The sequence below is a fragment of the Psychrobacillus sp. NPDC096389 genome (assembly GCF_044762855.1).
GTDB lineage: Bacteria > Bacillota > Bacilli > Bacillales_A > Planococcaceae > Psychrobacillus.
In genome coordinates this window covers 1254940-1269711 of sequence record NZ_JBIWFB010000001.1, presented here as the reverse complement: position 1 = coordinate 1269711, position 14772 = coordinate 1254940, and the positions used below count along the sequence as shown (strand labels likewise).

The following is a 14772-nucleotide window of genomic DNA, read 5'->3' as shown; positions in this document are numbered from 1 at the left end:
CCTCCTACATGACTCGTTTAAACATCTTTTCCACTTCATACGTTGAAAAATGAACAATAACAGGTCGCCCGTGCGGACAAGTAAGTGGATGCTGTGCATTTTTCAAGCTTTCTAACAGTTGCTCCATATCATGCATCGTTAAATAATGATTCGCTTTAATCGATAATTTACAACTCATCATAATAGCTGCTTCTTCTCGCAGTTTTTTAATATCCGCTTTTCGAGTGTTTAATACTTGTTCGATTAAGTTTTCAATAATTTTCGTTTCATGCCCTTTTGGAAACCATGTTGGATGCTCTCTGACAACAAAACTCGAAGTACCAAACTCCTCTAAAAATATGCCAACATCCTGGAGTGCTTGCAGTGACTCTTTAATCCGGTATGCTTCGTCTAGTGAATAATGAAAGGTTAGGGGCAGTAATAATGCTTGCCGTTCGCTTGCATTTACTTCTCCGACTTTTTCTTTGTAAAATTCATATTTTATTCGTTCTTGTGCTGCATGTTGGTCAATCAAATAAAAACCGTCATCGCTTTGCGCAACAATATATGTTCCATGAATTTGTCCTACGACATGTAAATCGGGAAAAGGCTGTTTTGCTTCCACCACTTCTTCTACATATGCTTCTTCCACATACGGATCAACTACTGGTGTCGGTTCCTCTGGTAACTGTACTTGCGCTTCATGAATGATTGTTGGTTGCTCAGTTGGTTCTTTTGTTACTGGTGCAACAGGCTCTTCAGGAGGCGAGTATGGTTTAAAGAAATCGAATTGCACACTTGGTTGCTTTTTCACTTCTTGTTTTTCTGTAATTTTAGGTGGTTGCTGTACTCGGTGAATAACCGACCGAACAGTTTGTCGTACAAGCTCCATTAGTTCTTTTTCTTTACTAAGTCTTATTTGATGTTTAGCTGGATGGACGTTCACATCTGTTAGCATTGGGTCTGTTTCAATATTTAATACAACAATTGGATATCTTCCAATTGGAAGTAGCGTATGATAGGCATCTACAATCGCGTTATTTAGCCCATAATGTTTGACCCAACGACCGTTCACTAAAATCGTTATATAGTTTTTAGACGCGCGCGTAATTTCGGGTATCGTCGCAAAACCCGATATTTGAAAATCGGGCGATTCCTTTTCGAATGGCACCATTTTCTTCACATTCGTCACTCCATAAATGGAAGCAAGCACTTGCCGCAAATCTCCCCTACCACTTGTTTGAATAATCGTCTGTTCATTATGGATAAGCTTAAATGCTATATTGGGATAGCTAAGTGCAAGCCTATTGATCAAATCGATCGAATGTCCAAGTTCTGTTTGGATTGTTTTCAAATATTTTAATCGAGCAGGTGTATTAAAAAATAATTGCTTGACCGCAATATCCGTTCCTCTTCGTATTGGAGCTGGTGTACAAGAAATGATGCGACCACCTTCTAGTTCCACTTTCGTGCCAACGTTTTCCCCATCAGAAGTCCATAAACTTATTTTAGAAACGGAAGCAATACTGGCAAGTGCTTCTCCTCTAAAACCTAGCGACCGGATTCGAAACAAATCATGCTCCGTCGTAATTTTCGACGTCGCATGTCTGGAAAAGGATTGAACGGCGTCTGCTTCATCCATTCCTTTTCCATTATCGGTCACTTGAATTTTTGCTAACCCTGCTTCTTCTAATAGTATTTCAATCGATGTACTTTCCGCATCAATTGCATTCTCGACTAATTCTTTAACAACAGAAGCGGGACGTTCTACTACTTCCCCTGCTGCAATTTTATTGGAAAGTAGCTCTTCCATGACGATGATTTGTCCCATTTTCTTCACCTACTTTTTAGTCTATTTCACTTTGCAGTTCGTATAGTATTTGTAATGCAGCTAGTGGCGTTGTTCCGGAAATATTAATTTTTTTCAATTTCTTTATTACTTTATCCGCTGCAGGATGCTCTGTCACTGGCTTTGGTTGTTTTGGTGGTTGTTCATCAAAGAACGATAATTGTTGTTCCTGAACGGTAGTTTCCCCCACTTCTTTCTTTTCTTGTAATTCAAATGTATCGAGTATTTCTCGTGCTCGCTCAATAATTTCTTCCGGTAGTTGCGCTAATTCGGCAACATGAATACCATAACTTTTATCTGCTGGACCATTTTTTAATTTGTGCAAAAAGACGACTTTACCATCTTTTTCAGTCGCTGCAACATGCACATTACGAAGTTTTGTTAATGTTTGCTCTAAATCAGTTAGCTCATGGTAATGGGTAGAAAACAATGTATTTGCCCCAATATGATCATGGATATATTCCATCATTGCTTGTGCTAGACTCATGCCGTCATATGTCGAAGTTCCGCGTCCAATTTCATCAAAAAGGAGCAGGCTCTTACTTGTCGCATTCATAATGGCATGTTGGGATTCCATCATTTCAATCATAAATGTACTTTGGCCACCTGCTAAATCATCTGCCGCTCCGATTCGCGTAAATATTTTATCGACGATTGGCAATTCTGCTGATTCCGCTGGCACGTAACAGCCAATTTGAGCCATAATAACCGTAATAGCAACTTGGCGCATAAACGTACTTTTACCGGACATATTCGGTCCTGTGATCAGCAACATATTTTCCTCTTCTGTTAGCGTACAATCATTCGGCACATATAGTTGATTGTTCATCATTTTCTCTACGACCGGATGTCTTCCTTCTTTAATAATCATCGCATTTGAATCGTGGAATACCGGTTTTGTTAGACGGTACTTCTCAGCTACTTGCGCAAAGGAAATATACACATCTAGCTCACTAATTTGTTTGGCAAGCTTTTGTACTCGTGGTATATATGCTTTCACTTCTTCTCTTAATTGAGTAAATAGATCATACTCTAATACTAAACTTTCCTCTTCTGCTGAAAGAATGAGCGTTTCCTTTTCTTTCAATTCATCTGTTATATAGCGTTCCGCATTGGCAAGTGTTTGCTTCCGCACATATCGTGCCTCGTCTGCCAGATGGATCGTCGATTTTGTTAACTCAATATAATAACCAAATATTCGGTTGTACCCTATTTTTAAATTTTTAGCGCCTGTTCGTTCACGCTCTTTTTGTTCTAGTTCCGCAATCCATCTTTTCCCATTCACAGAAGCGTCTCTTAGCTGATCTAACCGCTCGTTATAACCATCTTTTAAGACGCCACCATCTTTCACAGAAATAGGCGGATTTTCATGTATTGCATCTTCTAACTTTCTCCAAATATCTTGACAATCCTCTATTGCTTGTCCAAGATCATTTAATGCTTGATTGTTTGCATGCATTAAATGCTCTTTAATAGAAGGAACTTTAGACAAAGACTGTCTTAGTTGCGCAAGATCCCTTCCGCCGGCACTTCCGAACCCAATCCTTCCTACTAGTCTTTCCAAGTCATATACTTCTTTAAATGCTTCTTTTATTTCTTCACGTAGCATAAAATCTTCTAAAAAGCTCGTCACTACTGCTAATCGCTCTTCAATTGCAAATTTTTCCGCAAGCGGCTGATGAATCCATTGTTTTAACTTTCGTCCACCCATTGCTGTAACCGTCTCGTCCAATAACCATAATAATGTACCTTTTTGATCTGCATTTCGGATTGAAGAAATAAGCTCTAAATTTCGTTTGGAATGGTAGTCAATTGCTAAAAAAGAATCTCTACGGGAAAAAGTAAAAGGCTGAATATGTAATAGTGAGCGCATTTGTGTTTTTTGAATGTACTGTAATAAGCGTTTCACTGTCCGATGTGATTCTAGTGGATGATTGGGTACATATTTTTCGATTGATTGATCATTTGCTTCATCTTGTTCTATGGATAAAGTAAAATCATGAATCGCCGATAAATCATTGATCAATACGTACATTTGCTCACTAACAATCAATTCTTTTGCTTGAATCGCTAGTAATTCCTGCAAAACTGCTTTTTCGTCCCCTGGAAGTATCGTTGTAAATCCATCACCTGTCGAAACGTCTAAATAAGAAAAGGCAACTTCATTTGGCGAAACTACATCCGCTGAAGCAATAAAATAATTCGTTTTATGTTGCATTCCTTTTCCTTCCATTATCGTACCAGGCGTAATTAATCGGACTACTTCTCTTTTTACGACGCCTTTTGCCTGTTTTGGATCTTCGACTTGCTCACAAATCGCTACTTTATGCCCTTTATTAATAAGCGTCTCAATATAGCCTTGTGCCGAATGATGGGGCACACCACACATTGGTATGCCATCTTTTCGACTAGTTAGCGTAATTTCTAAAATAGCCGCTGCCTTGATCGCATCATCATTAAATAATTCATAAAAGTCGCCTAATCGGAAAAATAAAAAGGCATCTAAATATGCTTCCTTTATTTTTATATATTGTTGCATCATAGGTGTTTGTGTTGTCATGTGTTGGCCTTCTCTCTTCTAAAAACTTTCTATTTTATTATAACAAATCAAAAGAGGGAGTGCTTATGTTAATGGATAGTTCACGTAATATGGGGATAAAATGTGCTACGCAATAGCTTTTCATCCAGTAAATGGGGTAGGGCAATCAAACCCACAGTGAAAGCAATCAATTCTAGTTCGAAAGCAACTAAATTAACACGAAAGCAACCAAATTGCTTTTGAAAGCAACTAATACATAAAACAACAAGTTTACTTGGAGTGAGACGACGATGACTGTGACTCATTTTTGTCAATGTTGCGAGTAATGACTGGAACCTTGCGCCATTTATTATTGGGCAATCTTCTCCAGATAAATAACTAGTAATTGCCGTAACACACCCGGCCACATGAAACTTAATATATTTACTAGAACAAAAAAAAGCCGGAAATACTGACCGGCTTGTTAAAGTGATGAGGATGGATCAGAATCTTTAGACAAACTAGCATGAACTGACGGACTAGAAGAACTTTCTTCGAATGTCCAATCTTCTTCAAAATCATCGTTCTGCACTTCGATGCAAATTGTCGTTTCTCCTACTACTTCTGCTAATAGTTCCCGTTCCACAGTCACTTGGAATTTAGTTCCTTTTTCTATTATAATAGCTTCTGTACAATTTGGTTGTTGAAGGACACGTACATGTACTTCTTCACCAGTTGAATCTTTGTCACGAAAATGTAATTTAATGCGATCAGTATAATGGATTGTTTCTGTAAAAACAGATGTTTTGGAATGATCATGATGTGCATACCAAACGTTTATGTCAAATTTTCCAGTAACTTCTACAAATCTACCTTGTTTCTTCGGTTGGCAAGAATGATTGATAACCCAGCAACCTAAAATGCTAGATGGAGTATTTGGCGGACTAAGAACTTCGCTAGATTCCGTTCTCTTTTTCCCTTTAGCTATTACAGCTTTCGTCACAATTTGTCGCACAGTTTTCATGTTTTTCCTCCTTGTATTCAAGTCATAACATCATATGCGCATTATGCCCAATCGGTTCATCTGATAAGATAATTCGTTGACCTTTCACAAGAATCGGCATACAATTATAGGATAATGAAGGAAGAGTGAGGTTTTGAAATGGCGTTTTTTGAAGTAATTCATGTTGCCAATCAACAAGAGGCAGCTACTATCGTGCAAGAAAAACTAGAACAAGATTTAAAAGCAAACCATTTAAACGTATTAGGCTTAGCAACTGGAAGTACGATGATTCCTATTTATAAAAATTTAGTCGAATCCTCTTTGGACTTTTCCGAAGTTACTGCGTTTAATTTAGATGAATATATAGGGTTGGCACCGAACAATGTGAATAGCTATGCTTATTTTATGCAAGAGCATTTATTTTCGCACAAACAATTCAAAGAAACGAATATTCCAAATGGAAAAGCGCAAGATTTAGATGCAGAGTGTGTACGTTATGAAAACCAATTAAATGAGCATCCATTGGATATTCAATTTCTAGGTGTTGGAGAAAACGGACATATCGCATTTAATGAGCCAGGCACTTCTTTTGATTCGGTGACGCATGTGGCGAAATTGACAGACTCTACACTCGGTGTAAATAGTCAATATTTTGACGATGAAGAAGAAATTCCGCATACTGCTTTTACGATGGGAATCTCTTCTATTATGAAGGCGAAAAAAATAATTTTATTAGCTTTTGGGGAAAAGAAACGCCCAGCAATCGATATGTTACTAGGGGATACAATTTCGGAAGAGTGGCCAATCACGGTTTTGAAAAAACATCCGCATGTGACAGTTATTACGGATATTAAATAAAAGATTAGATACGAAAAAAACGCTTGGAGAAATCTTCAAGCGTTTTCCTTTATACAAAAATAGCAAAAGGATAAAAGATATAATAATCATCCACCCGATGTACTAAAAAGTACCAAACGACAAATGAAATCACACTAATCACAATGGAAATAACTATTAGAATAAAAGTATTCATTTCTTTCCTTAATAATTTCAAAGATATAGCCAAACCAAATAACAAAAGTAAAATGGCTCCGAATAGTACATACAATCCAATGGAAAAGCCAGATATAAAACTCAGAAAATAAATAAACAAAGCACTTAAATAGAACTTAAGAGAAATCTTCATTTCTTTCATCCACTTTCCGAATCATGAAATTTAGCAAATAAAATTACGCCGTTCCTTTCTATTATCACTCTTTATTAATGCCTCTTATAGTGCAACCGAAGCAGCTGACATTTTTTACTTAAAAGAGTGCGTGCGATACTTTTACCTTCTTCTAATTTTCCTTGTTCGATTCCTTTCTTCTCTCCTTCTAATATTCCTTCTTTCCTTTCGCTTGCAAATATTTCAGCTAAAGTTGGAGAAGGATTTTCATTATTATACTGAACCATTTCATTAGCCTCCTTTTGTATAATCGGACGAATTGATCTTGCCAAACGCTCAGCGAAATCAATAAGTAATTATTCCATAATAGATATACTTATTTCCTACCCATTTATTGATGAAATTCACTTTTCAATACATACACCACATCATAATTCGCCATTTCACTAATACGATTATCTATATCCATATAAAATTCTGAAGATAGCGAGCTCATCCCATTCCCTTTTGCATAACACATTGTTGCCAACACCATTTGATCTGAAATAGGAATAGTTTCTAGTGGATTACTTCCCCATATACTTTGATTTTCGGTGGGCGATAATTGTTTGGCAGTTACTTTACTGAATGAAGTACCATGACCAACAATCGTATTAAAAATGAGCATTTCTTCGTCGAGTGGTATTTTGGAGATGGATAAAATGAGCAAGTCCTTTTCCTCTATTTCTGTAGTCAATCGGCCAATATGTTCTTCAGTAAGCTTTCCGAACTCATATTTATCGACCCATAGAGACACTTGTTTATACTCATCCTTTGCCCGAAACTCGAAGACAAATGATTCATCACTTGCAGAAGCTAATAGGAGCTTTTCCCTATCACTAAGTTCTACATTGGTTAATACATTATCTACTTTCGTTTCATTACTGCAAGCAGCCAATAAGCACAGAAACAAAAGAAAAGAAATACGAATACCTATTTTCCTCACAGAGTACCTCCTTTTAACTATGAAAAATCTTAAGCAACTCCCAAGTAGCTACCCAATCTTTTTTTCTTACACGCTCTTCATATACTTCTCTTAAGGTCGTTGTAGTCAAAAAAAGTGGCGTAGGTCTAACTTCGAGATGAATCACGTCTTTAATCCCGTGCGGGGCAACTAATATTACTTTGTTCAGATTATCTAATTTTACCCCTAACGCCGTTACCGTCTCGGGAAAATTCGCAATGCCTTCTTCTGCAGATGAATAAGGCGGTAAATTATTAATACTATGCATTCTTGCTTGATTTTTTACAGACCAAGGGATATTAGGTGTCAAACTTTTCAATCGTTCTTCTAACTTTTTCTCTTCTTCCTCTTTTGTGTTAGTTGGATCGAAAAAAATAACATCAATATCCGCTAACAAAGTCCGTTCGTTAAAGTCGTGCAACACATCCCAAATTTTAGAGCGAACAAAACCTGCACATATCCACCAATCTGGGAGATTCAATTGTTGAGCAGCTTTTAATAATTCCATCATCCACTCGTCTTCTTCAATCATTTTTCTAATATCACTTGCATTTTTTAGTTTCACTTGGTGCCCACTTCTTTCCACTTATTAGGAAATATTTTCTTCCAACCGACTATTATTCCTATCACTAAGATTGCCATATATATATATAGTCCAACAGGAATTTTACTAAAGATAAAATGAACAAGCACAAAAATTCCGACGACGAGTATACCACCAAACACTTTCATTGTGCTCATGTCCTGTGTATGTTCATGCGAATGAGAGAATGGGTAATCTTCCCCAGTAAAAAGTCGAAACGAAACAAGTGTCATTGCGATTGCCGCCAGCAATACTACGATTAAATCTGCGACAATTCGAAACGAAAAAACCCACACGAAAAATATGCTTAATAGTAAATAGATTGGAATAAAATAATTAATGATACATGCTTTTAACGTCCCACTATAGATCACTGATATATTTTGAATGGGTGCGACCCTGTAAATCCACTGAGCTTTGTACGTTCCTGTAAATTTCAGCATTTGAACAACAGTTGGTATCATCGCTAAACTAAAGTAAATGACCAAAAACATATTTCCTTTACTCATCTCTTCCCATGAACTCATGCGAAGATTGTTAAAAAGGAAAATGAATGGTAAAATGAGCGCAAAACCTATTTGAGGATAGATCTTCAACTTGAGCTCCCGTTCTTGCTTCATCATAAGGGATGAAAACATGTAAAAAGTTTGCTCCTCTTTCGTCCTACATAAGACAGTTGACCAAAATCGGTCTAGGTAACGTGATTTTTTTCTATTTCTTTTCGAATCACTTAGTAATTTTGCTAGATTTCGTTCAAAAGCCGGCATTAGTCGGATATATAACAAAATGGATAAGATTGGTCCCACTACGGCCAATACAGTAAATATAATGATAGGCAATGAAAAATTGTTGTTTAATAGCAGCTCAAATGACGCTCCATACCATAGCGGAGGCAGCAACAGATGCCACCAAGCAAAAGAATAGGTAATATCAAAATCGATGAATTCAAATACTCGGGCTACAAGCTGATAACTAAGCATGATTGCTAAAGTTAAAATGATTTGGACATAATTAATCATATCCTTTAATTTTTCCCCACTAAAAAAGCGCAAAATAAATAAGTAAACAAATGCAGTAAGCACCACTACTAAACAACTAATTAGTACTACATCCACTAGAAAAACGACTGCAAACCCAATTCCATGCCTAAAAATACTTACGATGAGTGGAACAATGATAAAAGAACCTGTTAATAAAAACAAATAAATTAAAATATGCACTACTTTTGCAGCATTCAATGTCCGAGTGCTAATCGGTTTCGAATGAAGAATATTCTTATCCCGAATATCAAGTAGGACAGCTGAAAAATCAGATACCATCGATGTCATCACGATAAACATTAAAACACTAAACATGATACTAATGAAAAAAATAAATTGATTCCCTAAAAATAAAAACGGGGTCAGTAATAAAAGTCCATATAATCCATAGACCCATAAAGATTTTATAAATTGATTTCCTTCTTTTTTCACTTTCGATCCATTGAAAACAGTGGGCATTCTTCTGCCATCCATCGTTAACTTTAATTGCAAAATTTTACGCATGACATCGTAGTCTATATGTAACTTTTGAAATGCCCATTTGAAGCGATCCAAAACGCGAAGCGACTTAAAATCATCCATGGGCATTTTCCTCACTTACTATTTCCACAAACTTTTCCGCAATCTTTTTATGCTCCGAAAAACCTGTAATTTGATTGAAGATCTCTTCTAACGTACCTTCTTTACTTTGTTCCTGTAATTCCGAAAACGTTCCATCCGCAACTACCCGGCCATCCACCAGTAATATGATCCGATTACTTATTTTCTCAACCACATCCATAATATGAGAGGAATAGAAAATAGTTTTTCCACGAGCTGCTAGCTGATCCAGAATTTCTTTAATAACCATAACACTATTCGCATCTAACCCACTTAAAGGTTCATCCAAAAATAGTAATTCGGGGTCATGTAACAAACTAGAAATGATAAGTACTTTTTGCCTCATCCCTTTTGAAAAAGAAGATAATCGTTGGTAAAATACAGACTCTAACTCAAATTCTTTCATTAACTGAAGAGCTTTACTTTCCGCTTCTTTGGCGTTTAACCCGTATAACTCCCCTGTAAATGTTAAATACTCACAAGCCGTTAAATTATCATAAAGTTCTGCCGTTTCTGGTACATAGCCAATTTTTCGTTTATACGAGACATCGCCATTGCCATTGCCAATTTCTTCGCCGAAAATTTCAATTTTTCCTTCGTAGCCTTCGATTAACCCAAGCATGATTTTAACCGTCGTACTTTTCCCAGCGCCATTCGGACCAATATAACCGATAATCTGCCCTTTATAAACTTCTAAGTTCACCCCATTTAATACTTGTTTAGGACCAAAACGCATCGTCACATCTTGTAATGATAAAACCTTTTCTTTGTTCATATTAAAACTCCCATCCATTCAACCGACATATGCTTACCATTTTTCCTATATACTGTTAATTATACAACTAAAACACACGTAAAAGGAAAAGAATATTCTAACTTCTATTATTCTAGTCTTTTGGCTATTGTATCTATTCATCGAAAAGTGATAGGCTAACATAATAATATGAAATAAGGAGCTAATCCGTTTGCAAACTATGGATCAAAAACACAAAAAAACCGTGCTATTACTTGTAATTGGTATTATTTTTCTTGCTACGACTTTAAGGTCTCCACTCACATCTGTTGGACCTATTATTGCCTATATTAGAGATGATCTTGGAATATCCAATGTGTTAGCGGGATTTATAACGACTATTCCGCTTATTGCGTTTGCACTCATTTCACCAATTGTCCCGAAAATAGCAAGACGTGTCGGAATGGAATTAACTTTATTCTTCTCTATTATTTTGCTCGCTTTTGGAATTATCATGAGGTCGTTAGGAAATACATCTTTACTTTTGATCGGAACTGCTTTAATAGGAATAGCTATTGCATTTGGTAACGTTTTAATACCTAGTTTAATCAAACTAAAATTCCCATTACAAGTAGGACTACTGACAGCCATTTTTACTTTATCGATGAATTTCTCCTCAACCATCGGAGCAGGAATTAGTTACCCGATTGCTGCATATACAACATTGGGATGGCAAGGGGCACTTGGATGCTGGGCAATATTAACAATAATTGCCGCTCTCATTTGGTTACCACAAATAAAAAACGTCAAACGAATAAAAGAAAATACAGAACCAGCTGCTACTGGTCGGTCTAAATCTATTTTATCTAATCCATTAACGTGGACTGTTACATTATGCATGGGGCTTCAATCACTTCTTTTTTATACGACAGCTGCTTGGATTCCAGAAATCATGCAATCGCAAGGCATTAGTGCGGACAAGTCAGGTTGGATGTTATCGTTAATGCAATTTGCTCAATTACCACTTACTTTTTTAACTCCAATTCTTGCCAGTCGCATGAAAGATCAACGTCCATTAGTGGCTTTCTTTTCACTTCTCTATGTAATTGGTTTCGGTGGGCTTTTAGTAGGAAACTCTTCCTTATTAATTGTATGGATGATTATTTTAGGATTTGCTGGAGGGGCTTCGTTCAGCTTTGCAATGATGTTGTTCACGCTTCGCACACGAACACCAATGGAGTCAGCTGAATTGTCGGGCACTGCCCAATCGTTTGGCTATTTACTTGCGGCAATTGGTCCTGTACTTTTCGGTTTTTTACACGATGCAACTGCTAGTTGGTCGATGCCTATTATTTTATTTATCGCAACAGCAATCGTATTATTCATTGTTGGAATGCACGCAGGCAAAGATCGATTTGTTTCTCCTGCTGAATAACAAAAACATTATAATAATTGCCCATTTAATAATTCACGGAATGGAGCACATAAAGTGAAACTTCAATCAGTGGGGGTTTCTTCATCCCCCACTGATTGCTAGTTGAACCAATCGGGCTTTTACGGGCAGTTGATCTCCCACTTATCTTTTCGTTTTTCTTAAATCTTGAAGTGGGAGTCTTACTGCCCGTTAATGCGGGATAAAAAGAATAATGAGTCGTAAACGACGGTATAGACTTGTTTAAAACAAAATCTTACACAGTTTTAAGTCTGTTTTAATCCAATAAATGGATTAGGGCAACTAATTGGTCTTTGAAAGCAACCAATTCTATCTCAAGAGCAACCAAATCAATCTGAAAGCAACCAAATTGCCCATGAAAGCAACTAATTCTTATAACAACTCTTTACTTGGATTGAGACGACGATGGATTTGATTCGATTTATGTCAAAGTTGCGGAAATGTCTCTCAATGTTGTGCGTTTGAAATAGAATGTTGCGAGAAACGACTGGAACATTGCGCGTATGTTATTGGGCACTCTCCTCAAGATAAACTGTTCATATATAATTGCAGTAGCGAGAAGGCTAGTGGTCTCAATCTAAGACGCATTATCCCTATAACGTAAAAGAGGAATCAGCAAATATGTAAGCTGATTCCTCTTTTTTAATACGGTGATTTTTGGTAAAAATAATTAGGCGTTTTCTTTTCATTTGCATACGGTTTATGAAAAATATGCGTTGCTGCTGGGGATAATGGAGGGATTAGCCAGCTCCAGTTTCCTGTTACATCGCGTCCTGCTTCCATTTCGTTTGTTTCAAAACGCTTAAATTGTTGAGCGGCTGTATGGTGGTCCACGATACTTACCCCATCTTCTTTATACGAATATAAAACCGCTACATTCAATTCTACTAATGCTCGATCTTTCCATAATGATGCATTCGATTTCGTGTTCAATCCCATCTGTTCAGCGATTGTCGGAAGCATATTATATCGATTATCGTCCGCTAGATTTCGTGCGCCAATTTCTGTTCCCATATACCATCCATTAAAAGGAGCGGCTACATAGGATATACCCCCTACTTCCAATTTCATATTGGAAATCATCGGAACGGCATACCATTTTAATCCCAAATCCGCAAACCAGTCGAATTCCGGATGTCGAATAGGTACTTCTAAAATAGATGCTTGTGGTATATCAAATAGTTTTGGCGGATTGTCTTTTATTTGGATAACAAGTGGCAGCACATCAAACAAACCATTGTTTCCTTGCCATCCAAGTTTCTGGCATACTTTTGTAAAATCTACCGAATCCGGATCCCCAATGATTCCATTGTTCGTTTCGTATCCTGCATAACGGATCAATTGATGATTCCAAATACGCACATCTTTGGGGGAAAACACCGTAATCGTTGGACGAATTCTTCCGTTATTCGTTGCAAATTCAATATGCGCAAGAAGTGCTTCGAATATGGACTCCTCTGTTTGTAAATCTCTTTTGTCTAAGACGTTTAAACTTTGCCAAAAAAGTCGGCCAATGCATTTATTACTATTACGCCAAGCCACTTTTGCTCCGTAAGTGAGCTCATCTAGCGTTTGTTCGTATGTACCTTGCTTTGAAATTTGTTGCTCTACTTCTATTAAACGAGTCGCCAGTTCCTGCTCCGATTGCCCTGTTTCTTCATAATACATTTGGATAAAATTCTTCGCTTCTTTGAACATGACCAAAATCCCTCCTGCTGTCTCCCTCCATCATAGAAGAAACAAGATAGCGTAGACAAGTCCCAAGGCTCATGAAGTTGTGAGGGATTTATGACAGAAAAAAAGCTCGTTAAGATTGTTTGTTAATGACACGTTCAATCCTCTTTTGTTGTCTTCTACTATAGGTTGATTTTGACATCTTTTTGATATTCATACTTCCAATTACATTCCGGGCTTTGGTGTTATAACTGATCAATTCAGTATGCTTTTCATTAAGTAAATAAGCTTGAAACCATTTTTCTTGCTTTAAATACTTAATGTTCTTGTCAATTTCTTCTTCCGTAATATCCTTAAATAAACAGAGTATAATTGTCGCTAGATTACCTATTAGACCTACTATTGCTTCCATTTAACATCCACTCACTTTTTCCCTAATGAAAATCCGTCAAATATTCGTCCTCCGTAAGGAAGTAATATCTCATCTATTAGTTTAATAATTTTATCTTTGGATCCAGTTCGATAAAACAAATCAAATGCCTCAATAAATCGTTCTGCAAATTGTGGATTGAAATTTTTTAATGAACGTATGACCCATTTGGAAGCACCGATCCACCGATTATTTGTCCTTAATAAAAATTCACTCGAAAGTTCAGCTAGTGCATTCGCAATAAATATTTCTTCATCACGATCCTTACATCCGATAAAATCATCCAAGGCATCGGTAATAAAATATCGTTTCATTTGTACCATTTCATCTGACCATTTTTGAGGACCATCCGCTAATAACTTTTTGGCTTCCATTTTGATAGAGTCAATGATACCTGTATCCTTTAAAACAATACCTTCTGATACCATTTGTGGTAATGACGGGCGAGCACGTTTTCTATCACTTTCGAAAAATGCTTGATAAGAATTCAAGTTATGTACGAACACTTCAATATGCCAATCAAAATCAATTAGCGACTCCCTGTATGAAGTAGAAAGCGATTGATCAAATACAACGATGTCTAGGTCTGAAGTTTCCGTCGCTTCCCCTCGAACAACGCTTCCTGCCAACAGAGCCGCATCACAAGCAGGAAAATATTTATGTATAAATTTTTGTGCTGCTACTACTGGTTCTATCTTGTTATACTTTTGCATAGATACCCACCTCCATAAAATGCCACCAG

At 36.9% G+C, this 14772-nt stretch carries 14 protein-coding genes; 2 read left to right on the top strand and 12 right to left on the bottom strand.

What is annotated here, in order from left to right:
* Positions 1-4 precede the first annotated feature (4 nt).
* From mutL to cotE, 3 genes are all read right to left on the bottom strand, one after another.
* Positions 5-1810 carry a DNA mismatch repair endonuclease MutL gene (mutL, locus tag ACIQ38_RS06015; protein WP_402819382.1) on the bottom strand — a complete coding sequence of 602 codons (1806 nt, stop codon included), beginning with the start codon at positions 1808-1810 and terminating at the stop codon, positions 5-7.
* Positions 1811-1826: 16 nt separating this feature from the next.
* Entirely contained in the window at positions 1827-4388 is a 2562-nt protein-coding gene (mutS, locus tag ACIQ38_RS06010) for a DNA mismatch repair protein MutS (protein WP_402819379.1), read from the bottom strand.
* A 442-nt stretch (positions 4389-4830) separates the two neighbouring features.
* Positions 4831-5370, bottom strand: a complete 540-nt coding sequence (cotE, locus tag ACIQ38_RS06005; RefSeq protein WP_402819376.1) for an outer spore coat protein CotE — start codon at positions 5368-5370, stop codon at positions 4831-4833.
* Positions 5371-5508: 138 nt separating this feature from the next.
* On the opposite strand from cotE, the gene ACIQ38_RS06000 reads away from it, so the two are divergent.
* Entirely contained in the window at positions 5509-6207 is a 699-nt protein-coding gene (locus ACIQ38_RS06000) for a glucosamine-6-phosphate deaminase (protein WP_402819374.1), read from the top strand.
* 49 nt (positions 6208-6256) lie between these two features.
* On the opposite strand, the gene ACIQ38_RS05995 is transcribed toward ACIQ38_RS06000, so the two are convergent.
* The 6 genes from ACIQ38_RS05995 to ACIQ38_RS05970 form a co-directional block, all read right to left on the bottom strand.
* Positions 6257-6535, bottom strand: a complete 279-nt coding sequence (locus ACIQ38_RS05995) for a hypothetical protein (protein ID WP_402819372.1) — start codon at positions 6533-6535, stop codon at positions 6257-6259.
* Between the two features lie 74 nt (positions 6536-6609).
* On the bottom strand, positions 6610-6801 hold the full coding sequence (locus ACIQ38_RS05990; protein ID WP_402819369.1) for a hypothetical protein: 192 nt from the start codon (positions 6799-6801) through the stop codon (positions 6610-6612).
* Between the two features lie 104 nt (positions 6802-6905).
* The gene (locus tag ACIQ38_RS05985; RefSeq protein WP_402819366.1) at positions 6906-7499 is read right to left on the bottom strand and encodes a hypothetical protein; all 594 of its coding nucleotides are present in this window, start codon (positions 7497-7499) and stop codon (positions 6906-6908) included.
* A gap of 13 nt (positions 7500-7512) precedes the next feature.
* Positions 7513-8082, bottom strand: a complete 570-nt coding sequence (locus ACIQ38_RS05980) for a nucleotidyltransferase family protein (protein ID WP_402819363.1) — start codon at positions 8080-8082, stop codon at positions 7513-7515.
* Positions 8079-9722, bottom strand: a complete 1644-nt coding sequence (locus ACIQ38_RS05975) for a hypothetical protein (protein WP_402819360.1) — start codon at positions 9720-9722, stop codon at positions 8079-8081. The genes ACIQ38_RS05980 and ACIQ38_RS05975 overlap by 4 nt, the downstream gene beginning before the upstream one ends.
* Positions 9715-10515 carry an ABC transporter ATP-binding protein gene (locus ACIQ38_RS05970; RefSeq protein ID WP_402819357.1) on the bottom strand — a complete coding sequence of 267 codons (801 nt, stop codon included), beginning with the start codon at positions 10513-10515 and terminating at the stop codon, positions 9715-9717. Before ACIQ38_RS05970 ends, ACIQ38_RS05975 begins: the two co-directional genes overlap by 8 nt.
* A gap of 199 nt (positions 10516-10714) precedes the next feature.
* Between ACIQ38_RS05970 and ACIQ38_RS05965 the strand changes: the two genes are divergently transcribed.
* Positions 10715-11908 (top strand): CynX/NimT family MFS transporter, encoded by a 1194-nt coding sequence (locus ACIQ38_RS05965; protein ID WP_402819642.1) that lies wholly within the window; start codon positions 10715-10717, stop codon positions 11906-11908.
* A 660-nt stretch (positions 11909-12568) separates the two neighbouring features.
* On the opposite strand, the gene ACIQ38_RS05960 is transcribed toward ACIQ38_RS05965, so the two are convergent.
* From ACIQ38_RS05960 to ACIQ38_RS05950, 3 genes are all read right to left on the bottom strand, one after another.
* Positions 12569-13624 carry a nitric oxide synthase oxygenase gene (locus ACIQ38_RS05960; RefSeq protein WP_402819354.1) on the bottom strand — a complete coding sequence of 352 codons (1056 nt, stop codon included), beginning with the start codon at positions 13622-13624 and terminating at the stop codon, positions 12569-12571.
* 109 nt (positions 13625-13733) lie between these two features.
* Positions 13734-14012, bottom strand: coding sequence for a hypothetical protein (locus tag ACIQ38_RS05955; RefSeq protein ID WP_402819351.1), 279 nt, complete (start codon positions 14010-14012; stop codon positions 13734-13736).
* Positions 14013-14023: 11 nt separating this feature from the next.
* Positions 14024-14743, bottom strand: a complete 720-nt coding sequence (locus tag ACIQ38_RS05950; protein WP_402819348.1) for a nucleotidyltransferase domain-containing protein — start codon at positions 14741-14743, stop codon at positions 14024-14026.
* Between the last annotated feature and the right edge of the window lie 29 nt (positions 14744-14772).